General features: G+C 49.8%; 4 protein-coding genes (1 of these 4 only partly in view). All 4 read left to right on the forward strand.

The window, feature by feature from the left end; genetic code table 11:
- Tightly spaced (each overlapping or abutting the next), the 4 genes in view from CTT31_RS00620 to CTT31_RS00635 form a layout consistent with a single transcriptional unit that may run on beyond the window.
- Positions 1–1,527, forward strand: partial view of a non-ribosomal peptide synthetase gene (locus CTT31_RS00620; RefSeq protein ID WP_260491766.1) — the end only. The gene continues 8,370 nt to the left of window position 1, outside the view; only the last 1,527 of its 9,897 coding nucleotides appear in the window; its start codon lies off the left edge, out of view; its stop codon occupies positions 1,525–1,527.
- On the forward strand, positions 1,527–11,384 hold the full coding sequence (locus tag CTT31_RS00625; RefSeq protein ID WP_260491767.1) for a non-ribosomal peptide synthetase: 9,858 nt from the start codon (positions 1,527–1,529) through the stop codon (positions 11,382–11,384). Before CTT31_RS00620 ends, CTT31_RS00625 begins: the two co-directional genes overlap by 1 nt.
- The gene (locus tag CTT31_RS00630; protein ID WP_260491768.1) at positions 11,381–14,659 is read left to right on the forward strand and encodes a non-ribosomal peptide synthetase; all 3,279 of its coding nucleotides are present in this window, start codon (positions 11,381–11,383) and stop codon (positions 14,657–14,659) included. Before CTT31_RS00625 ends, CTT31_RS00630 begins: the two co-directional genes overlap by 4 nt.
- Positions 14,656–24,684: a non-ribosomal peptide synthetase gene (locus CTT31_RS00635; protein ID WP_260491769.1), complete on the forward strand. Its 10,029-nt coding sequence runs from the start codon at positions 14,656–14,658 to the stop codon at positions 24,682–24,684. The genes CTT31_RS00630 and CTT31_RS00635 overlap by 4 nt, the downstream gene beginning before the upstream one ends.

Here is a 24,684-nt window from a genome sequence, read left to right on the forward strand (position 1 = left end):
TTTGACAGACCAACGCAAGCCACCAATGCGCATCACCTCTATCTGCAAGAAGAAAATTACGCGACATTTTCAATAGAAAACCCGGGTCTGACAAAAGATGCCGGCGAGCTGGCATATATTATCTATACTTCCGGTTCCACAGGTAAACCTAAGGGGGTCAGGATTGCGCATCATCAGGCGGTAAATCTCATTAGCTGGGTGAACACAGAATTCACTGTCACCTCGTCTGATGTGATGCTTTTTATTACCTCGGTGACCTTTGACCTTTCCGTTTATGACATCTTTGGCACCCTAGCGGCCGGAGGGCGTATTGTGATTGTGGAACAATCACAGTTGCATAATTTTGAAGCTCTTTATGAAATAATAATTACTGAAAAAATCACTTTCTGGGATTCGGTACCCAGTACGTTAAACCATCTGGTCAGCGACCTGGATGAAAGACAAGCCGAGCTCCTTGGGCATCATTTACGCTTGATTTTCTTAAGCGGTGATTGGATCCCAACTATGCTGCCTTCCGCTGCAAAACACTGGTTCCCCAATTCCGAATTTATCAGTTTAGGGGGAGCGACAGAAGGAACCGTCTGGTCTAATTTTTATCGTGTGTCGGGTAAGGTAGAGCATTTAAGCAGTATTCCGTACGGCGTTCCTATTGACAATAACAGGTTCTATATTCTGGATGCACAACAGCAGCCTGTTGTTGAAGGTGTTGTTGGCGAGCTTTATATCGGCGGAGTTGGGGTTGCCTATGGTTACCAGAATGATCCCGTGAAAACCGAACAGGCCTTTTTTGATGATCCCTTTATTGAAACTAATATCAATGGTGAAAGGGCCCGCATGTATAAAACCGGCGACTTAGGACGAATTCTTCCCGACGGCAATATGGAATTGCATGGCCGTACTGATCATCAGATCAAGCTAAGGGGTTATAGAATCGAGCTGAATGAAATAGAGTCGGTGTTAAACCTTCATACTGGTATAAAAGAAGCGCTAGTAAATGTAGTTGAACTAGAAATTAACGGTAAAAAGAATCAATACCTCGTCGGTTATATTGTTTCTAAAAACAATAACAACCTTGAGACAGAGGTGCTCATGTCTTATTTATCTCAATATCTGCCTGAGTATATGGTACCTAAAGTGTTTGTCGATCTGGAGCAACTGCCGTTATCTGTAAACGGGAAAGTCGATCGTAGGGCACTGCCTATTCCTGAAATGGGGATGATTGATGAAGGATATCTCGCTCCCGAAACCGAGACAGAAAAAAGCCTGTGTGACTTGTGGCAGGAAACCCTGCAAGTTGAGCGAGTCGGTATCAAGGATAATTTCTTCTTGCTTGGCGGACACTCTTTATTGGCAACAAAATTAATAGCAAAAATGAATGCCGGATTCGGTGTGACTGTGCCTTTTGCCATACTGTTATCAGAAGCCAATGTCCAAAGTATTGCACAATACATAGATGCCGTAAGTTTAAATGATGCCAACCTCGATACGCTGGCTGAAAATGAAAATGTAGAAGAGGGATTATTCTAATGGTAAGTAATATCATATTAAAGGCAGCCACTAAAGGCATTCACCTCTACCTGAAGGATGGAAACTTAGCCTATAAGGCTCCAGAAGGGGCGCTTACCAAAGAGTTTAAAGAGCTTATCATCGAGAATAAAACGCAGATCATTGCCTCCTTGAAGTTACAGGAGCTAGAAACCTCCTTTGAGTATGCTCAATTAAAGCCTGTGTCGAGAAACGAGAGTTTACCCCTGTCTTTTGCCCAACAAAGGCTATGGTTGTTAGATCAAATCGACGGTGGCAGCGCCCATTATAATATGCCGGCGGCGTTAAAACTGACCGGTACCCTCAATGAGGACGCTCTGCAACAGGCGATTACCACTATCCTGTTACGTCATGAAAGCCTGCGCACCTATTTTGTTGCCGGCGACGATGGTGAACCGATACAACTGATCCGTGAGTTAGACAGCTTTGAGGTGGCGCTGACGGATCTGTCCGCCCTTTCGCAGCAAGCGCTACAGACCCGAATAGCCGAAGCCGTTTCAACGGAAGCTGGGAAGCGGTTTGATCTGACACGGGATTTGATGTTGCGGGCGCAGCTGCTGAAAATTTCAGCTAAAGAGCATATCTTGCTAGTGACCATGCATCATATCGCTTCCGATGGCTGGTCCCAGGAGATCTTGGTCAATGAATTTAGCCGTTTATATACGGCCTATGCCCAAGGGCAGGACAACCCTCTGCCGCCGCTGGCGATCCAGTACGGCGATTATGCCCACTGGCAGCGCAACTACTTGCAGGGAGCTGTGCTGAATGAACAGCTGGCTTACTGGAAAAAACAGCTTGCTGACTTGCCGGTGCTGCACAGCCTGCCGCTAGATCACCCCAGACCGGCAGTGCAAAGCTTTGCCGGTAATCTCTATGTCTCAAGGATAGAACAAGCGACACACCAGCGCTTGATGGCCATGTGCCAAGAACGAGGCGCCACGTTGTTTATGGGATTGCATGCCGTTTTTTCTGTGTTATTAGCCCGCTACAGCAATGAGCAGGATATCGTTGTCGGCACGCCAGTGGCAAACCGGGAGCAGGTGGAAGTAGCCGGTTTGATCGGTTTCTTCGTCAATACTCTGGTGCTGCGGAGTAACTTATCTGATAACCCGAGTTTTCATGCGCTGTTAGAACAAAGTAAAAACATGCTGCTTGACGCTTATGCCCATCAGCAAGTGCCGTTTGAACAAATCGTCGAACGCTTGCAACCCGAGCGTAGCTTGAGCCACAGCCCGTTATTCCAGGTGATGATTGCCCTGCAAAACAATGAAACGGGTCATTTATCGCTGCCGGGACTTGAGCTTTCTGAAGTTCAAAAACAGGGGCCGGGGATCGCCCAATTTGATCTGACCCTGAATATCTCAGAAGCAGCAGACGGCCTGATACTAGCCTGGGAATATAATACTGATTTGTTTGAGGCTCAAACCATCGAACGTATGGCGGGACATTTTGAGGTTTTGTTGTCCTCCCTTTTAACGTCCCCTGAATTGGATGTTTATGCCCATGAATTAGTGACGCCACAGGAGCGTGAGCAGTTACTGGATACCTGGAACGATACCGCAGCTAAGTACCGCTCGGAGCTGTGTCTGCATGAATTATTTGAACGTCAGGTCGATACCCATCCAAAGAAAACCGCCCTGATCTGTGAAGAGACAAGTCTCAGTTATGAGACGTTGAACCGCCGCGCCAACCAGCTGGCCCATTACCTGAAAGCACAAGGGGTGAAGCCGGATACCTTAGTGGGACTTAGCGTCGAACGTTCAGTGGACATGGTGATTGCCATTTTGGCAATCCTCAAGGCTGGCGGCGCTTATGTGCCTTTAGATCCCAGCTACCCGCAAACGCGGCTGAGGCATATGCTCAGCGACAGTGGCGTCACGTTAGTGCTGACGCAGCACAGTGTTCGGGAGCAACTACCTGACTGTTGCGGACAGGTGTTGTGCCTGGACGATGGTGCACTGCAGGAGGCGCTGACGAAGATGGCGGCGGATAACCTGCCGGTATCTTCGCTGGGACTGGCGCCCCGTCATCTGGCGTATGTTATCTATACCTCGGGCTCTACCGGGCAACCTAAGGGGATCATGGTGCAGCATCAGGCGATGCTTGTGCGCCAGGATGGCTGGAACCGGGTGTTTGACTTGGAAAAGCGCCCGCCTGTGGTATTACAAATGGCGGGACTGTCAGTCGATATCCTGCTTGGCGATATGATGAAAGCCCTCGGCTGCGGCGGACGGCTGGAGATTTGCCCGAAAGAGGTACTACTTTCGCCGGATAAGCTGTATCAGATGATCCAAAGCCGGGAGATCACCTATGGCGACTTTGTTCCGGCGGTGATCCGCGCTTTGACGGATCATTTGCTTGAAAGCGGGCAAAAGCTGGATGCGATGGCGTATATTTCAGTGGGCTGTGAGGCCTGGTACGGACGGGATCTGCGGCGTTTAAAAAGGGTTATCGGGGAAAATACAGAATGTTTTAACCTTTACGGGCAGACAGAATCGGTGATAGATGCCAGTTACTGCCGTGCCACGGAGCTGGTGTTAGCGGATGTGGACACGGTGCCAGTGGGGCAGCCGCTGGCCAATACCGGGTTGTATGTGCTTAACGAGCAACAACAATTGCAGCCTTATGGTGTTGCAGGGGAATTGTGCGTTGGCGGTAAAGGACTGGCATTAGGTTATGCCGGACGTGCGGGGTTAACGGCAGAGAAGTTTTTGGCACATCCTTTTACAGAGGAAGTGGGGCAAGGTTTATACCGCACCGGCGATCAGGCGGTGCGGCGGGCGGACGGCAGTCTACATTTTGTCGGCAGGGATGATGAGCAGGTAAAAATCCGTGGCTTCAGGGTTGAGGTAAAAGAAGTCGAAGGCAGATTGTTGGCACTGGAAGCGGTAAAAGCGGCGCTAGTGTTAGCGCGGCAGGACGAGGGGCAGCACAAACGGTTGGTGGGATATTTATTATTCGAACCAGGGCAAAGCTGCTCGCTGGCGGCGCTTGCCGAGCATATGCGGGCGGGGCTGCCGGATTATATGGTGCCTTCGGCCTTTGTGGTGTTGGAGTCTTTTCCGTTGACGGCCAACGGCACGGTTGACCGTAAGGCGCTGCCGGCGCCGGAAGGGGATGTATTAGGCGGCGAGTATATTGCGCCGCGCACTGAAACAGAAAAAACCTTATGCCGGATCTGGCAGGAGGTGCTGGGGCTTGAGCGGGTTGGTATTTCAGACAACTTCTTTGATCTGGGTGGGCACTCCCTGCTGGTTACTAAACTGGTGGCCCGTATTGGTGAAGCTTTTGAGGTCACACTGGCGCTGCGGAAGGTCTTTGAGCAGCCGAGGTTAATGGATCTGGCGGCTTTATTGTCCGGTGAGCACTCAGGTGGTATGCGTCCGCCGTTAACTGCGGTTTCCCGGGAGCAGGCTTTGCCTTTATCTTTTGCCCAGCAAAGGTTGTGGCTGCTGGATAAAATAGACGGCGGCAGTGTCCATTACAATATGCCTGCGGCGTTAAGATTAACGGGTAGTCTGAACAGTCAGGCGCTGCAGCAGGCCTTTAGTACAATTGTAGGACGTCATGAAAGCCTACGGACTTGCTTTGTTGTCGGCGATGACGGCGAGCCAGTTCAGGTGATTAATACGCCGCAGGCGTTTGAAGTGCCGCTTACGGATTTGTCTGTGCTGCCTGAAACCGTGCAACAAACACAGATTGATGAAGCTGTTGCCAAAGAGGCGGCCGCGGCCTTTGAGCTGAGCCGAGATTTAATGCTGCGGGCGCACTTGCTTAAAGTTGCCGAGCAGGAACATATTTTGCTGGTGACCATGCACCATATCGCCTCGGACGGTTGGTCGATGGGTATACTGGTGAATGAATTTAGCAGCCTGTATACGGCTTATGCCAAAGGGCAGGAAAATCCGCTGGCGCCTCTGGCGATCCAGTACGGCGATTATGCTTACTGGCAGCGCAACTGGTTACAAGGAGCGGTGCTGGATGAACAGCTAGGGTACTGGGAAAAGCAGCTTGCCGGTTTACCAGTGGTGCATGCGTTGCCATTAGATCACGCCAGACCTGCGGTGCAGAGCTTTGCAGGTGCTTTCCATATCACTCATATCAATAAAAGTACTTATAAGGCTTTGACTGGCTTGTGTCAGGCGCAGGGGGCCACTTTGTTTATGGGACTGCATGCTGCATTTTCGGTGTTGCTGTCCCGTTACAGTAATGAACAAGATATTGTTATTGGCACGCCGGTGGCGAACAGAGAGCAGGTAGAAGTGGCTGGTTTGATAGGTTTCTTCGTCAATACCTTAGTGCTGCGGAGCGACTTATCCGGTAAGCCGAGTTTCCAGGCGCTGCTAGAGCAAAGTAAAAACATGCTGCTGGACGGTTATGCCCATCAGCAGGTGCCGTTTGAACAAATTGTTGAACGTTTGCAGCCGGAGCGGAGCTTGAGTCACAGCCCGTTATTCCAAGTGATGCTGGCGCTACAAAACAATGACGACGGTCAGTTATCCTTGCCGGATCTCAACCTCTCTATAGTGGAGGCTCGGGAAGGGGAAAGTGCAAAGTATGATTTAACGCTAAATGTGGTTGAAAGTGAGGATGGCCTAGGTTTAGGGTGGGGCTATAATACCGCTTTGTTTGAGCGCGACACAATAGCGCGTATGGCGGAGCATTTTGAGGTCTTGTTATCCGCTCTGGTACAGGCACCTGAGCAGGATGTCTTTAGCCATGAGCTGGCGACGGCGCAGGAGCGGGAACAGTTACTTGGGCGCTGGAATGATACCGAGGCAGAAGTACCATTGGAGTACTGTCTCCATGAACTCTTTGCGGAGCAGGCTGATCGTTTTTCGAAGAAAACCGCTCTAGTCTGTGATGGTATCAGTCTTAGTTACGGTGAGTTAAACCGCCGCGCGAATCAGTTGGCCCATTACCTGAAAGCGCAGGGGGTGAAAGCGCAGACGTTAGTCGGGCTTTGTGTTGAACGCTCGGTGGATATGGTGGTAGGCATTCTGGGGATCCTCAAAGCTGGTGGGGCCTATGTGCCGCTTGACCCGGCTTATCCGCAGGCACGACTGACCTATATGCTTAGGGACAGCGGCGTCAAATTGGTTCTAAGCCAATCATGGCTGACACTGCCTCAGGAGCAGGCTGTAGAGACCCTTTATCTGGATAAAGAGGATATCTTTGCCGAGCAGGCACAAGACAATCCAGAGATTATTGGTGATGTGGGGCCTAAGAGCGCTGTCTATATGATTTATACCTCAGGTTCAACTGGGCGGCCTAAAGGGGTAGTTATCGAGCAAAGGAATTTGTTGAACTTCCGCCAGGTTTTTGAACATCAGCTTGAACAGCTGGATGCGCAAAAGAGCAACTGGTTGTGGCACGGCAGCTTTGCTTTTGATGCCTCGGTTAAAGGGATCCTAGCCCTGTGCTCAGGCAATACCCTAGTGGTTGCAAGTGAGCGAGAAGCCTTGGAACCGTCGCAACTGCTAGCTCTGACGGCGCAACATGATATTCAAGTATTGAACCTGACACCGGCACTGGTTCCGGTGATGCTGGATTGCTTGGAGCAGGGAGATAGGGGCCATTTGCACCTGATGATAGGCGGGGAAGCGTTAGGTAAAGCGTTATGGGACAGGGTAGCGGCCTACGGGGCTCGTCATGACCGCCAAGCGCTGAATCTATACGGCCCGACAGAAACCACCATTAATGCCTCTTATGCTGTAATTGACGGGGAAGTGATGCCTCATATCGGCAAGCCTGTGGCCAATACCCAGTTTTATGTGATGGACAGTCGCCAGCAGCTGGTGCCGACTGGGGTGGTGGGTGAGCTTTATATCGGGGGTGCGGGTGTTGCCCGCGGCTACCTGAACAGAGATGAGCTGACAGCGGAGAAATTTGTGGCCAACCCTTATTTTGATGCTAAGGACAGCAACAGCTGCCGGCGTTTATATCGCAGTGGCGACTTAGTGCGCTGGCGGGCAGATGGGGAGTTGGAATTTATTGGCCGTATCGACCATCAGGTGAAGGTGCGTGGTTTACGTATCGAGCTGGGTGAAATAGAACAGTGCTTGGTGGAAGATGCAGGAGTCAGGGAAGCAGCGGTGCTTGCCCGCGAAGCAGGAAATAATGACAACCGCTTGGTGGCCTACCTGGTCCCGGGTGAGAGCCTGAAGGATGAAGCAGCCTTTATCGAGGCGGTGCGTGAACAGCTGCGTAAGGCGCTGCCTGATTATATGGTGCCGGCGGCTTTTGTTGTTCTTGAGGCTTTGCCGTTAACGGTCAACGGTAAGCTCAACCGCCATGCTTTGCCGGAACCGGATCTTGATAAATTCACTGCTGAATATAGTGCGCCGCGGACCGAGACCGAAAAAACCTTGGCGCTTATCTGGCAGCGGCTACTGGGCATAGCAAGTGTCGGGCTTGGGGATAATTTCTTTGATTTGGGGGGCCACTCCCTGCTGGCCATAAAACTGGCCGCCCGCTGCAGCGAAGCCTTTGAGGTGACTTTGCCGCTGCGGGAGATTTTCAACCAGCCTAAGCTGGCAGCGCTGGCGGCCTTTATCGACAGCTGTGACCGGGGACTGCAAGGTCCGCCACTTCTGCCGGTGTCCCGAGAGCAAGCCTTACCCCTGTCTTATGCACAGCAAAGGCTATGGCTGCTGGATAAAATCGACGGCGGCAGCACCCATTACAATATGCCGGCGGCGTTAAAACTGACTGGCACCCTCAACCAGGACGCCTTGAAGCAGGCCTTTAGCGCTATCGTGGTGCGTCATGAAAGCCTACGTACATGTTTTATTGGCGGCGATGACGGCGAGCCAATCCAGGTGCTCCAAGAAGCGGACACTTTTGATATCCCGTTTACGGACCTATCGACACTAACGACAGGGATCCGCGAGGCTGAAATTGCTGAAGTGATCGCTAAAGAGGCGGTCAGCGCTTTTGACCTGAGCCAGGATTTAATGCTTCGGACGCGACTGCTAAAAGTCTCCGATCTAGAGCATATTTTGCTGGTGACCATGCACCATATCGCTTCAGATGGCTGGTCCATGGGCATATTGGTGAATGAGTTTAGCCAGCTGTATCGCGCTTATGTTCAGGGAGAAGAAGCGTCTCTGGCTCCCTTGGCCATTCAGTATGGCGACTATGCTTACTGGCAGCGCCAATGGCTGCAAGGCGACGTGCTAGAGCAGCAGTTGGACTACTGGCAAAATCAGCTGTCGTACTTGCCTGTGGTGCATAGCCTGCCGTTGGATTATGCCAGACCTATGGTGCAAAGCTTTACCGGTGATGTTCATGCCAGCAATCTTGATAAAAACGATGTCGCGCGTTTGACGGCCTTGTGTCAATCCCATGGCGCCACCTTGTTTATGGGGCTGCATGCTGCGTTTTCGGTTTTATTATCCCGCTATAGTAACGAGCAGGATATCGTGGTCGGCACGCCGGTGGCGAATCGGGAGCAATCAGAAATTGCCGAGCTAATAGGCTTTTTTGTCAATACGCTGGTGCTGCGCAGCGATTTATCGGGCAGTCCAAGTTTTCATGATTTACTGGGGCAGAGCAAGCGCTGTTTGCTCGATGCCTATGACCATCAGCAGGTGCCGTTTGAACAAATCGTTGACCGTTTGCAGCCCGAGCGCAGCCTGAGTCACAGCCCGCTGTTTCAGGTGATGCTATCGCTGCAAAACAATGATCAGGGCAGCTTATCGTTGCCGGGATTAGAGTTGTCGATGGTGGAAGGCGGCGGACAAACCGCGAAGTTCGACCTGACCCTGAATATGGCAGAGGAGGCTGGTGGCCTCGGGCTCTATTGGGAGTTTAATACGGCTGTCTTTAAAGATGAGACGATAGTGCGTATGGCGGAGCACTTTGAGGTGTTGCTGAGCGCCCTGTTGCAGTCACCTGAGCGAGATGTGTTCAGTCATGAATTGGTGACCAGCCGGGAGCGTGAACAGCTGCTTGCAAGCAGTCAGGATATTGAGTGCTTAACCCCGTCAAGGAGCTGCCTGCATGAATTATTTGAAGAGCAGGCAGCGCGCCACCCGGAGAAAATAGCCCTAGTATATGAAGCAAGCCGTCTTAGTTATGGCGAGTTAAACCGCCGCGCCAACCAATTAGCTCGCTACCTGACAGCACAGGGGGTGAAGCCGGATACTTTAGTGGGACTTTGCGTTGAGCGCTCGCTGGAGACGGTGGTCGGTATGTTGGCTATTCTCAAGGCAGGCGGGGCCTATGTACCGCTTGACCCAGCCAATCCACAGTCCCGCCTGACGTATATGCTTGAAGACAGCGGTGTGCAAACCGTGCTGACTTCACAAGCGGTGCTGGCGCAATTACCGGTGTTGGCGGATAAGGCCCTGTGTCTGGATGACGAAGCCGTACAGGCACAGTTGTCGGACATGTCGGTGCAGAACCTGTCAGTATCTTCGCTGGGCCTTGCGTCCCATCATCTGGCTTATGTTATTTATACCTCAGGCTCTACCGGGCAACCTAAAGGGGTGCTGGTACAGCATAACAATGTGACCCGCCTACTAGGCACCTCACAAGCGCATTTTGACTTTAGTGAAGCTGATGTCTGGACCCTGTTCCATTCCTACGCCTTTGACTTCTCGGTGTGGGAGATTTGGGGAGCGTTGGCCTATGGCGGTCGTTTAGTGATAGTGCCTTACTGGGTATCGCGCTCGAGCGGAGATTTCTACCAGTTGTTGGTGCAGGAAAAAGTGACGGTCTTAAACCAGACCCCGAGCGCCTTTAACCTGTTGATTGCCGAAGACAGCCGTCGGGATGAACCACTGGCGCTGCGCTATGTGGTTTTTGGCGGGGAAGCCCTGAATTTCACTCAGCTTAAACCTTGGGTGGCGCGCCATGGCGATAACACCCCAGAGTTGGTCAATATGTATGGGATCACCGAAACCACAGTGCATGTTACCTATCGACGTATTCGGGAACAAGATCTGACGCAAGGTCGGGGTGCGAGCCTGATAGGTAAGCCACTGGCAGATCTAGATATTCTGTTGTTGAATGAAAAACAAGTGCTGGTACCGGACGGTATTGGTGGTGAAATGTATGTCAGCGGCCACGGGGTTAGCCGGGGTTACTTAAATCGGGAAGAGTTGAGTGCTGAGCGTTTTGTGTGTTTACCGGGACAGGGTGTGAAACGCTTTTACCGCACCGGCGATCTGGCGCGCCGACAGGAGGGAGGTGAGCTTGAATATTTGGGACGAAAAGATCACCAGGTGAAGGTACGGGGCTTTCGTATAGAGCTGGGTGAAATAGAGCATGCTCTAGCAACTCATAGTGACATTCAGGAAGCCCTAGTGTTGGCTCGGGACAATGGAGAAAACAACAGCCAGCTGGTCGCTTATCTAGTGGTTGGCGACAGTGAAAGGGAAACAGGGGCCTTGATAGAGGATGTTAAGGGGCATATCCGTCAGGCTTTACCGGAGTACATGGTGCCGTCGGCGTATATGATACTGGAAGCTTTGCCGTTGACAGCGAATGGTAAAGTCAATGTTAAGGCACTGCCGGAGCCAGATATTGGATTATCCAGAGCGGAGTATGTAGCCCCTAAATCGGATACGGAACGGGCGTTATGCAGCATTTGGCAGCAAGTGCTGGAGGTGGAACGAGTCGGAATTATGGATAATTTCTTTGAACTTGGTGGAAACTCCTTATTGTTTGTTAAGTTATTGACTGCCATTGAGCAAGAGTTCGAAATAAAACTGGCTGTATCACATGTTTTTATGCTGGATAACTTGAAATCATTAGCATTACATCTTGATGCTGTAGCTGGTAATGCCAATTGCGATGAACAAGAGCAGGACTTGGACTTTTTTGAAATATGAATATAAATAATAACAATAAAATGGGGTCAACCGCTCTTAGCTCTTTTATCGGACAGGCTTATGGAGAGACGATAGGGGGCGACAATGAACTGTCTTTTAGCCAGTCAAGGGTCTGGCTTCAGGATCAGCTTAGCGGCGGCAGTCATCATCTTAACCTTGCCGTGGCCTTAACACTTAGCGGCAGCTTGAACCAAGCTAGCTTACAACGGGCATTTGACCTTCTGCTGGTACGGCATCAAAGCCTGCACACATGTTTTCAAGTTGGAGAAAATGATTCGGTTATACCTGTGTTCCTACAGGCACTTTCTCTGGAAATGCCAGTGACAGATTTATCCGATATGGCTGCAGGAGCACGGGAGGCCGAAATTGCCACTTTGCTATCCGCCGAAGTAGGGAGGCCTTTTGATCTGGCTCGGGATCTGATGCTGCGGGCGCACTTGCTTAAAGTAGCCGCCGATGAGCATATTTTACTGGTGATCTCCCATGCTATGGCCTGCGATCCCAGCTCCATGAAAGTACTACTCAATGAGTTGGGTGTTATGTACTCGGCCAGTGAGCAGGGAAAAGAGAAGCCTTTGACGCCGATCACCCTGAAGTACTCAGACTATGCCCGCTGGCAGCGGTATGGTTTGCAAACTGGTGTTTTTGACCAGCAGCTTGCTTACTGGGAACAGCAGCTTAAGGGATTACCTCTTGTTCATGGTTTACCACTGGATCATCCCAGGCCGGCGATACAGACTTTTAACGGGGATGTCCATGTCTCTACCTTAGATCAAGCCAGTCATGAGCTGTTGGCAGCCTTGTGCCGGGAGCAGGGGACAAGTCTCTTTGCCGGACTGCATGCCGTTTTTTCGATATTAATGTCCCGCTACAGCAATATCGATGACATAGTGATAGGTACTCAGGCCGATAACCGACAGCATTCAGGCGCTGCGGGTCTTATAGGCGGTTTGATGAACTTTTTGGTGTTGCGCAGCAATTTGGCTGGCGATCCTGATTTTTTTGAGGTATTGGCCCTGAGCCGCGAAACCATCCAACAAGCGTATGAGCATCAACAGCTCCCTTTCGAATGTGTTATCAAACAGCAGCAGCTTAAATCAGGTCTGAGCCACAGCCCTTTGTTTCAGGTGATGATGACGTTACAGCAAGAGGATGAAAGCTGCTTGGTGCTGCCGGGGATTGAGGTTTCAGAGTTAAAACTTAAAGGTGTCGGTAGCACGCAATTTGATCTGAGCTTAAATATTCTTGAAAAAGCGCAAGGGCTCGAACTGGCCTGGGAGTTTAATACCGACTTATTCAATCAGGAAACCATACAGCAGATGGCGAGGCATTTTGAAGTCCTGTTATCTGCCCTGTCGCAATCGCCGAACAGGCATGTTTTTGGCCATGAGCTGGTGACCGAGCAAGAAAGGCAACAACTGCTGCACGGCTGGAATAATACCGAGACTGATTGGCCATCAAATAGGTGCATTCATGAGTTTTTTGAAGCCAGAGTGTCACTCCACCCCGAGCAGGAGGCTGTGCTTTGCAATGGCGCTTCTTTAACCTATGACGATTTAAACCGTCGTGCCAACCAGCTAGCCCATTATCTGAAAGCACAGGGGGTGAAGCCCGAGACCTTAGTAGGGGTGTGTGTCGAACGCTCTTTGGATATGGTGGTCGCTATTCTGGCCATCCTCAAGGCTGGCGGCGCTTATCTGCCTCTAGATCCTGACTATCCTGAATCCCGGTTGGCCTATATGCTCAGTGACAGCGGCGTAGATATTGTGTTGACACAAAGCCAGGTGCTGGACAGCTTACCGTTTCTTGAGAGTTGGGCCCTGTGTCTGGATGATGCACAGCTAGCAATAAGATTAACGGCCATGCCGTCGGATAATCTGTCGGTATCATCTGTGGGATTATGTGCTGAGCATCTGGCGTATGTGATATATACCTCAGGCTCTACCGGGCAACCCAAGGGGGTTATGGTCGAGCACAGAAACACTGCAGCTCTGTTGGCCTGGGCGTTGGATTTTTATAGCCGAGAAACCTTAGGGTGCGTGCTGGCTTCAACTTCCATGTGCTTCGATCTGTCGATTTTTGAAATATTTGCACCTCTGGCCGCCGGAGGTTCGGTTTTGATAGTTAAGAATATTCTTAACTTCTTTGAGACAGATGCCCTAGACAAGGTTACTTTAGTCAACACGGTGCCTTCGGCGGCTAAGGTTTTACTTTCTGGGAAAAAGCTGCCAGTAAAATTAAAAACGATAAATCTGGCGGGAGAAGCATTAAAGCAAGACTTGGTTGACAGCCTATATCAGGCTGGTTTTAGCTCTGTGTATGACCTATACGGGCCATCAGAAGATACCACCTATTCCACCTATAAATTGCGAACAGCTAAGGGGCGGGCGAGCATAGGCACCGGAATAGCCAATACCCAGCTTTATGTGTTAACGCAATCAGGTCAGCTAGCTCCAAAAGGGGTGAGTGGGGAACTATACATAGGCGGAGCGGGATTAACTCGGGGTTATCTGAACCGGCCAGAACTGAATGATGAAAAGTTTGTTACCAATCCATTTTATGACGGTTTGGGCAGTAACAGCAGTAAACGTTTGTATCGAACAGGGGACCTTGTGCGTTGGCTGCCCAGCGGTGAGCTGGAGTACTTGGGTCGTATTGACCATCAGGTAAAGGTGAGGGGATATCGCATTGAGCTGGGGGAAATTGAACATGTCCTAGAAGAGTGCGATGGGATTAAAGAAGCGGTGGTGCTCGCCCGCGAAGCGGGAGGAAATGACAAACGCTTGGTAGGCTATCTGGTTGCCACGGGTGCAGATAGTCATGAAGCGCGGTTAATCGAAGAAGCGCGTCAGCATGCGCGTAAAACCTTACCTGACTATATGGTGCCCAGCGCCTTTGTGTTGCTAGAGCATTTGCCGTTAACCGCTAATGGCAAGATCGACCGTAATGCCTTGCCTGAACCCGATATAGAGGCATTGAGGCCGGAATATGTGGCCCCGCAGACGGAAACAGAAAAAGGTTTGTCAGGTATCTGGCAAGAGGTGTTGGAGATAGACAGGGTGGGTGTGCTGGATGACTTTTTCCTACTCGGGGGGCATTCCTTATTGGTGATGAAGCTGCTGGCAAAAATAGAAAAGCGCTTACATGTGAAACTATCTGTTACTTATACCTTTACCATGGGTAATTTAAGCGCCTTGGCCCAGCATATTGATGCATTAACTGGTAAACATGATCCTGATAATAACAGTGAAGAATTGGATTTTTTTGAAATATGAACGTTATTGATTTTATTAATTTTCTACACGAAAAAAAGATATATTTAAAAGTACAGAACGGTAAACTGCAAATCAATGCCGCTAAAGGGGCTATGACTCAGACCCTGCTCGCACAATTAAAAGAAAAAAAAGGGCAAATCATAGAATATCTTGATTCGACTAAACCTGGGATGGACATTGTCCGGGTATCTCGTGAGCAAGTGTTAAAAGCCTCTTATTCCCAACAAAGTTTGTGGCTGTTAGAACAGATAGATAGCGGCACTGAAGTTTATAATATGCCCGCGGCCTTAAAGCTTACCGGCGACTTAAACCTGATTGCCATTCAGCAGGCATTTACCAGTGTAGTGGCACGCCATGAAAGTCTGCGTACCTGCTTTGCAGCCGGTGAAGATGGCGAGCCGATACAGGTGATTCAGGCGGCTGAACCGTTTGATGTGCCAGTAACCGATTTATCTGGGGTAGCCGAGGGGGAAAGAGAAACCCAGATTCGTATCCTAGTCACCGAAGAAGCTGCGCTGGAATTTGATCTTAGCCGGGATCTAATGCTGCGGGCCAAGTTAATTAAAGTTTCATCTCAGGAGCACGTTCTGCTGGTAACCATGCATCATATTGCTTCGGATGGCTGGTCTATGGGTATATTGGTGAATGAGTTTAGCCATTTATATAGTGCATATGTCCAAGGGCAGGAGAATCCTTTACCTCCCCTGGCTATCCAATATGCAGACTATGCTAACTGGCAGCGCCAATGGCTGCAGGGAGAGGTGCTGGACGCTCAGATGGGGTATTGGGAAAAGCAGCTGGCAGACTTGCCTGATGTACACGGATTGCCGTTGGATTACCCCAGACCTTCGATCCAGAGTTTTGCCGGTGATGTCTATGTCTCAACTATAGCTAAGGACACTTTAGACGGGTTAAAGGACGTGTGCCAGAGGCAGGGAGCCACGTTATTTATGGGCCTGCATGCGGCGTTTTCGGTATTATTATCCCGCTACAGCAATGAAAAGGACATAGTATTGGGCACCCCTGTGGCCAACCGTGAGCAGTCAGAAATTGCCGAGCTGATAGGCTTTTTTGTTAATACCTTAGTTTTGCGCAGCAATCTGTCCGGCAATCCGAGCTTCAATGAACTGCTCAGGCAAAGTAAAACTATGTTGCTGGAAGGTTATGCCCACCAACAGGTGCCTTTTGAACAAATCGTAGAACGGCTGCAGCCCCAACGCAGCTTGAGTCACAGCCCGTTATTCCAGGTGATGATAGAATTTCAAAATAATGATGAGGGCAATTTATCTCTGCCGGGGTTAACGGCGCAGTATCTGGATCACCAGGGAGGCATGAATGTCGCCAAGTTTGATCTGACCTTGAATATTTTTGAAGGTCAGGACGGTCTTCACCTAGGCTGGCACTATAATACCGATCTCTTTAAGCGGGAAAGCATTGAGGGAATGAGCCAGCACTTTAACCTGTTACTTGCAGAGTTATTGCGCTTGCCGGAAGAAAGTGTTTTTGCCCTGGAGCTAGTTAGCGATGAGGAGCGCCGCCAGATCCTATGCGATTGGAATGATACACAGGCAGATTTTCCGTCGCAAACCTGTATCCACGAACTATTCGAACATCAGGCAGAGCAAAACCCACAAAAAGAAGCCCTAGTGTATCAAGGGGTTGCTTTTAGTTATGATGAGTTAAACCTCAGGGCTAATCAGCTAGCCCATTACCTTAAGGCGCAAGGTGTCAAGCCAGATACTCTGGTTGGTCTGTGCATCGAACGTTCATTTGATATGGTGATCGGCCTGTTAGGGATTCTTAAAGCTGGAGCCGCCTTTGTCCCTTTGGAGCCGTCATACCCTGAGGCCAGAATCGCCTATATGCTGGATGATGGTGATATGGGAATCGTGATCACCCAGCAGAGGTTTTTATCTGAATTACCTTTACTGGCGCCGCTGGCATTATGTTTGGATGATGACAAAGTTCGTGATGAGTTAGCCAGCATGCCGCAGAATAACCAGGCAGTTTCGTCACTTGGTTTATGTCCTCACCACTTAGCCTATGTGATCTATACCTCGGGTTCTACCGGGAAGCCGAAAGGGGTTATGGTTGAACACCAAGCCTTGTCGAACCGTATTTACTGGATGGATCAGGAATATACATCAACTCCCCAGGACAGATTTTTACAAAAAACGCCTTTTAGCTTTGATGTCTCCGTCTGGGAATTCATCTGGCCGCTTACCACAGGCGCAAGCTTGGTTTTGGCTAAACCTGAAGGACACAAAGATCCAGCCTATTTGTCTTCGCTGATGGCACAAGAAAACATCACCAAAGTGCATTTTGTTCCCTCTATGCTGGGAAGCATGCTGGCTTTTGGCCTGCTGGGGGATTGCCGTTCGTTAAAGCAAATCTTTTGTAGTGGAGAAGCCCTTAGTAGACATCATGTCGACGATGTCTTGGTGCAGTGTCCGAATGTTGAGTTACATAATTTATATGGACCAACGGAAGCGAGCATAGACGTGAGCTTCTGGAATTGCAGGGAAACAGCGTTATCAGCGAGCATCCCTATCGGCCGACCTATTGCCAATACCCAGCTGTATGTGATGGATCAGCAACAACATCTTGCCCCAATGGGTGTTGCCGGGGAATTGTATATCGGGGGAATTGGCTTAGCCCGGGGTTATATCAAGCGTGAGCAATTGACGGCAGAAAAGTTTGTCGAGAACCCTTTCTACGATAAGCACAAACCGAGCAGCAGCCCAAAATTGTACCGTACCGGGGATCTGGTGCGTTGGTTGGCGGACGGTACGCTTGAATACCTGGGGCGCATAGACCATCAAGTGAAAGTACGTGGCTTTAGGATCGAATTGGGAGAAATAGAGCATGCGCTGGCGGCATATCCCGGCGTTAAGGAAGCCGTCGTTCTGGCCCGAGAGTTAGTGCAAGGAGATAGCCGCTTGATTGGTTACCTCGTTGCCCCCGAAGCAGGGAGTGATGATGCCGCCTTTATCGAAGATATCCGCCATTACTTGGGCCGCCAGTTGCCTGAATATATGCTCCCTTCATTTTTTGTGTTACTCGATAGTCTGCCGTTAACCGCAAATGGCAAACTCGACCGCAATGCTATGCCTGAACCGGATATGCTGTTCTCGAGAAAAGAATATCTTGCTCCCCGTACCGAGATGGAAAAGATCTTGTGTACTGTCTGGCAGGAAGTATTGGGTGTTGAACAAGTTGGCATTCGGGATAACTTTTTTGAATTAGGCGGTCACTCTTTACTTGTGATGCAGGTGATTTCACGGCTGCAGCAACAAGGTAAGGCGATGGCGGCACGGCAACTTTTTGCGGCCCGCTCTCTGGAAGAACTGGCGGTGGCGATGAGCGAGCACCAGGAAAAAGACGTTGCCGTATTCAGGGCGCCGAAGAATCTAATCCCGGCCCAATGCCAGCAGTTAACTCCCGAGATGTTGCCATTAGTGGATTTAACTCCAGTGGAGATTGAGCATTTAACGGCCCAGGTCCCGGGCGGGGCGGAAAATATCCAGGATATTTACCCACTGGGGCCATTACAGCAGGGGATTTTATTCCACCATACCCTAGACCCGGAAAATGATCCCTATGTAACCCCGATATTGTTTAAACTAGACGATGAGGCGGCGGTTAATTCTTTTATTGAAGGCTTAGAGTTTTTGATCGCCCGCCACGATGTTTTCCGCTCGTCTATGCAGTGGCAGGGCGTAGGTGAACCGATACAAATCGTACAGCGTGAGGCAAAATTATCGGTTGGCAGAATTCGCGTAGGTAAAGACCAGTCTCCGTTAAATGCGCTAGAGGAATACAGTGCGAGCCAAAGGATAAAAGTCGATCTTCGCCGGGCGCCATTATTAAATGTCACCGTAGCTACAGCCGAAGGTGAGGCAGAGCGGCATGTGTTGTTGCAAATTCACCATATTATTGAAGATGCCACTTCCCTGCAAATTTGTGAAAAGGAATTGGCCTATTTCCTTGGCGGCATTAGTGATCAGTTACAGCCGCCCGTTCCTTATCGGGAGTTCATCGCCCATGCTCTGCACCTGGCGCAGGTTAATGATGCCCAGGCTTACTTTTCACAGACTTTAGGTGATATCACTGAGCCGACCTTACCCTTTAACTTACATAATATACAAGGGAAAGGCAGTAATGTTACTGAGCTGGCTCAGGCACTGCCACAAAACTTGTCTATCCAACTAAGGGAGGTTGCGAAAAAGATACAAGTCACGCCGGCGGCACTGTTCCATGCTGGCTGGGCTAGGGTAATTGCCACTTGCAGTGGTAAAGGTGACGTGGTCTTTGGTACGGTAATGTCGGGACGATTGCAAGGGACTTTCGGGACTGAGGAAATGCTCGGCGTCTTCATTAACACCTTACCGGTGCGGGTCAAATCCGCCGGAGCCGATGCCGCCACTTTGGTGCAGCAGGTTCAGACATCTCTGCTGGATTTGTTGCCATATGAACAGGCGAGCTTGTCCATGGCGCAAGCCTGCTCAGGACTTAAGAGCAATGTCCCTTTATTTTCTTCAATCCTTAACTATCGCCACCAGGTACGTACAGACGTCGATGATGAAGCCTTGGCAAAAGAGGGGCAAGATTCATCCGTTGGTATTGAAGAAATCTCCGGTCAGGAAAGAACCAACTATCCGGTCAGTTTATCCGTTGATGATCTAGGTGAGGGTTTTACCCTCAATATTAAAGTTGTTGACGATATTTCTGCACAGCAAGTCATGGCCTATATGCACAAAGCCATAGAGATCTTGGTTCAAGCTCTGTCAACTGATAGCGCTGTAATCCTTGATACTCTGTCTTTGTTACCGGACGAAGAGTGTAGGGCATTGCTTGACACAACAAAAAGAACCCGCATAGGTAGTGTGCAGGAGGCATGTATTCATGAGTTATTTGAAAGGTATGCCAAAGCGCACCCTCAGGAAACGGCCCTGATCACCGAAACGGGCAAGCTTAGTTATGACCAGCTAAACAGCCGTGCCAATCAATTGGCCCGATACCTGAAACAGCAAGGTGTGAAGCCGGATACCCTTGTTGGTCTCTGTGTGGATCGTTCAATGGACATGGTTATAGGCTTACTGGCGATCCTTAAAGCTGGCGGAGCTTATGTGCCACTGGATCCGACTTACCCCGAGTCTCGTTTGGCCTATATAATCAAAGACAGTGCTGTGGCAATAGTCGTCACTCAAAGTAAAATAGTGGCAGAATTACCCTTTTTAGAGCCTCACTCTCTGTGCCTGGATGATGAAACGCTTCGAGCCAGACTCTCAAGCATGTCATCGGATAATCTACCGGTCTCTTCATTGGGTTTAGCTCCTCATCATCTGGCCTATGTGATATATACTTCAGGGTCAACTGGCCAGGCTAAAGGGGTGCTGGTGCAGCACCAGGGAGTAGTTAATCTCGCAGCTGAAATACAAGACATGGAGATCGTGCCGACCGGTACTTGCTGGGGCTTAAATGCTTCCTATGCCTTTGACTCCTCGGTTAAGGGCTTATCCCAGCTGATGTCTGGCATACCACTTCGCATTTTACCTAAATATGCCAACCTCGATCCGCAAATCATTGGACAAAGCTTTGCTGAGTGCGGCGTGATTGACTGTACCCCGTTAATGGTAGAAGCCTGGTTTGACTCAGGCCTGCAAAGCTGTTTACCTAACTTGATTATTGGCGGTGAGGCTATTTCCCCGGGTTTGTGGAGCAGGTTATGTGACTGGCAGCAGCAATATCAGCGTAAAGCGGTGAATGTTTACGGCCCGACGGAATGTACTGTAAACACCCACTGGACCCGAATATCTGGAGACTTACCCAATATAGGGCTGCCGCTGGGCAATGTCCACGGGCTGGTACTGAATAAAAACACCTTGGCGCCAGTCGGTGTGCCGGGGGAATTGTGCATCGGCGGTGCAGGTCTGGCCCGAGGCTACCTTAACCATGAGCAATTGACGGCAGAAAAATTTGTTGCCAATCCTTATTTTAATAAGCAGGACAGCAACGGCTATCGGCGTTTGTACCGTACAGGGGACTTGGTGCGTCGCTTAGAAGACGGGCGGCTGGAATTTATCGGCCGCATAGATCACCAAGTGAAGATTCGGGGATTTCGTATTGAACTAGGTGAGATAGAACATGCCTTGGCAGAGTGCAGCGGAGTTAGGGAAGCCGTGGTGAACGCTCGAGAAACAGGTAAAAGCAACAAACACCTGACAGGCTATTTGGTGACAGATCAGGAGATAGAGGATGAAGTCGAATTTCTCGACAAGGTCCGTCATCATTTGCTACAGGCTTTGCCTGAATACATGGTACCTTCGACCTTGATGGTGCTGGACTCTTTGCCGCTAACTGCCAACGGTAAAGTTGATCGCCATGCCCTACCTGAGCCGGAAGGGGAATTTTCAGGCGACTATATCGCACCGCAAACCGAGATGGAAAAAATCTTATGCGAGATCTGGCAGGAGGTGCTAGGAGTTGAACAGGTTGGTATTCTGGACAACTTTTTTGAGCTGGGGGGACATTCGTTACTCGTTATGCGGGTGATTTCCCGGTTGCAGCAACAAAACCTGGTGATGAGTGCGAGTCAACTCTTTTCGACCCCTTCTCTGGCAGCGTTGGCAAAGTTAATTGAGGAGGAATCTGTAGATGATACCCGTTTATTTAAGGCTCCGCCTAACCTGATACCTGCGGACTGTGTAGCATTAACTCCTCAAATGCTGCCATTAGTGAACTTAAATGAGGGAGAAATAGAACAGTTGGTTGCACAAATTCCGGGTGGCGTTGGGAACATACAGGACATTTACCCCTTAGGTCCCTTGCAACAAGGCATATTGTTTCACCATACCTTGGATCCGGAAAATGATCCTTATGTCTTATCTGCATTTTTGAAGATTCCGGATTTACATCAGGTACAGGCTTTTATTGACGGATTAGACTTCTTAATTAAGCGCCATGACGTACTGCGTACTTCTATTCACTGGGAAGGGGTAAGAAAGCCGGTACAAGTGGTAAGAAAGCAGGTCGAATTAGCTGTTTTGACAACCACAATAGAGCAGCAGAACCCATTGGTTTATCTTCAGGAATACAGCGAGTCACAAGGGCGTCAAATGGATCTCAAGAGTGGTCCATTATTGCGTGTTATCGTTGCTAGTCAGGGTGATAGCGATGAGCGTTATATATTATTGCAATGGCATCATATTATTTCCGATCATGTTGCCTTTGAAGTGATTCAAAAAGAGCTGAAATTATATAGTCAGGGTTTACAACAGCAACTTCTGACTCCGGTACCGTACCGAGAATTTATTGCCCATAGTCTGCATCAGGAAAAGGAAAATGATGCCGAGCAATATTTCACTAATATGCTGTCGGATGTCAGCGAACCAAGCTTGCCGTTTAATTTGATAAATGTGCAAGGTAAAGGCAATGATATTACCGAGTTCTCGCAAGCTTTTCCTACGCTTCTAGGAGAAGAACTTAGGGAAATAGCTAAAAACATACAGATCAGCCCTGCAGCAATTTTTCATGCTGGCTGGGCGAGGGTTATGGCGGCTTGCAGCGGTAAAGATGATGTTGTCTTTGGTACAGTAATGTCGGGTCGCTTGCAGGGAACCTCAGGGGCAGAGCAGGCGCTTGGCGTGTTCATTAATACTTTGCCAATAAGAGTAAAACTTGCCTGTACAAACGCCCAAAGCCTGGTGCAACAAGTGCAAACCAGTTTGCTGGACTCTTTACCCTATGAACAAGCAAGTTTATCTATGGCGCAACGTTGTTCAAGTCTGAGTAATGGCATGCCTTTGTTTAGCTCGGTTTTCAACTACCGACATTCAGGCTCAGGCGGAATAGAAATGGGGAAAACGGACTTACCGGCGCAATCTTTTACGGTAGAGTTTTTGAAAAGACAGGAAAGAACCAACTACCCGTTAAGTTTATCGGTGGATGACTTCGGTGATGCTTTTCATATCACGGTAAAAGGTATTGCCGATATAGCGACGGAGCGGGTGATAGAGTATATGCAGGGGGCAATGAAAGGTCTGGTTGAAGCGCTCAGAGAAAGCTCCAGCGCTATACTCGACAGTCGTGAGCTGTTACCGGAAAGTGAACGTCAGCAATTACTCCATACCTGGAATGATACCGCGGCAGAAGTCCCATCGGAGTTCTGTCTCCATGAACTCTTTGCGGAGCAGGCCAGCCACTATCCAGAGAAAACAGCCCTGATCTGTGACGGTACAAGTCTCAGTTATGGTGAGTTAAACCGCCGCGCTAATCAGCTTGCCCATTACCTGAAAGCACAAGGGGTGAAAGCACAGACATTAGTCGGGCTTTGTGTTGAACGTTCGGTGGATATGGTGGTCGGCATTCTGGGGATCCTCAAAGCTGGTGGGGCCTATGTGCCGCTTGACCCGGCTTATCCGCAGGCACGACTGGCTTATATGCTTAGCGACAGCGGCGTCAAACTGGTTCTAAGCCAGTCATGGCTGACACTGCCTCAAGAGCAGGCTGTAGAGACCCTTTATCTGGATAAAGAGGATATCTTTGCTGAGCAGGCACAAGACAATCCAGAGATTATTGGTGATTTGGGTCCGAATAGCGCTGTTTATATGATTTATACTTCAGGTTCAACTGGACGGCCTAAAGGGGTTGTTATTGAGCAAAGGAATTTGCTGAACTTCCGTCAGGTTTTTGAACATCAACTTGAACAGCTGGGTGCGCAAAATAGCAATTGGCTGTGGCACGGCAGCTTTGCTTTTGATGCCTCGGTTAAAGGGATTCTAGCCCTGTGCTCAGGCAATACCCTAGTGGTTGCAAGTGAGCGAGAAGCCTTGGAACCGTCGCAACTGCTAGCTCTGACGGCGCAACATGATATTCAAGTATTGAACCTGACACCGGCACTGGTTCCGGTGATGCTGGATTGCTTGGAGCAGGGAGATAGGGGCCATTTGCACCTGATGATAGGCGGGGAAGCGTTAGGTAAAGCGTTATGGGACAGGGTAGCGGCCTACGGGGCTCGTCATGACCGCCAAGCGCTGAATCTATACGGCCCGACTGAAACGACCATTAATGCCTCTTATGCTGTAATTGACGGGGAAGTGATGCCTCATATCGGCAAGCCTGTGGCCAATACCCAGTTTTATGTGATGGACAGTCGCCAGCAGCTGGTGCCGACTGGGGTGGTGGGTGAGCTTTATATCGGGGGTACGGGTGTTGCCCGAGGCTACCTGAACAGAGATGAGCTGACAGCGGAGAAATTTGTGGCCAACCCTTATTTTGACGCTAAGGACAGCAACAGCTGCCAGCGTTTATACCGCAGTGGCGACTTAGTGCGCTGGCGGGCAGATGGGGAGTTGGAATTTATTGGCCGTATCGACCATCAGGTGAAGGTGCGCGGTTTACGTATCGAGCTGGGTGAAATAGAACAGTGCCTGGTGGGAGACGCAGGAGTTAGGGAAGCAGCGGTGCTTGCCCGCGAAGCAGGAAATAATGACAACCGCTTGGTGGCCTACCTGGTCCCAGGTAAGAGCCTGAAGGATGAAGCAGCCTTTATCGAGGCGGTGCGTGAACAGCTGCGTAAGGCGCTGCCTGATTATATGGTGCCGGCGGCTTTTATTGTTCTTGAGGCTTTGCCGTTAACGGTCAACGGTAAGCTCGACCGCGATGCTTTGCCAGAGCCCGAGAGCTCAGTATCAAGTGCACAGTATGTTGCTCCCAAGACAGACACTGAAGCCATGTTGTGTTCTATTTGGCAGCAGGTATTGGAAGTCGATAGAGTTGGTGTTATGGACAATTTCTTTGCTTTAGGTGGGCATTCACTAATGGCGATTAGTTTGGTAACACAAATCAAAGAAGCCTTCGACATCGAATATTCAGGGTTCTCCATCAGGGAAGTATTTGAATTATCTTCTGTCGCCGAGCTGGCAGCTAGTATAGATATATTGCTTTCAAAGCAGAAACTACAAGAAAATGAAAACCTTATCGACTCGTATAAGGAAGAAGAATTAGAAGAAGGGGTTTTATAA

Source organism: Pseudoalteromonas maricaloris (genome assembly GCF_024746855.1).
Lineage (GTDB): Bacteria > Pseudomonadota > Gammaproteobacteria > Enterobacterales > Alteromonadaceae > Pseudoalteromonas > Pseudoalteromonas maricaloris.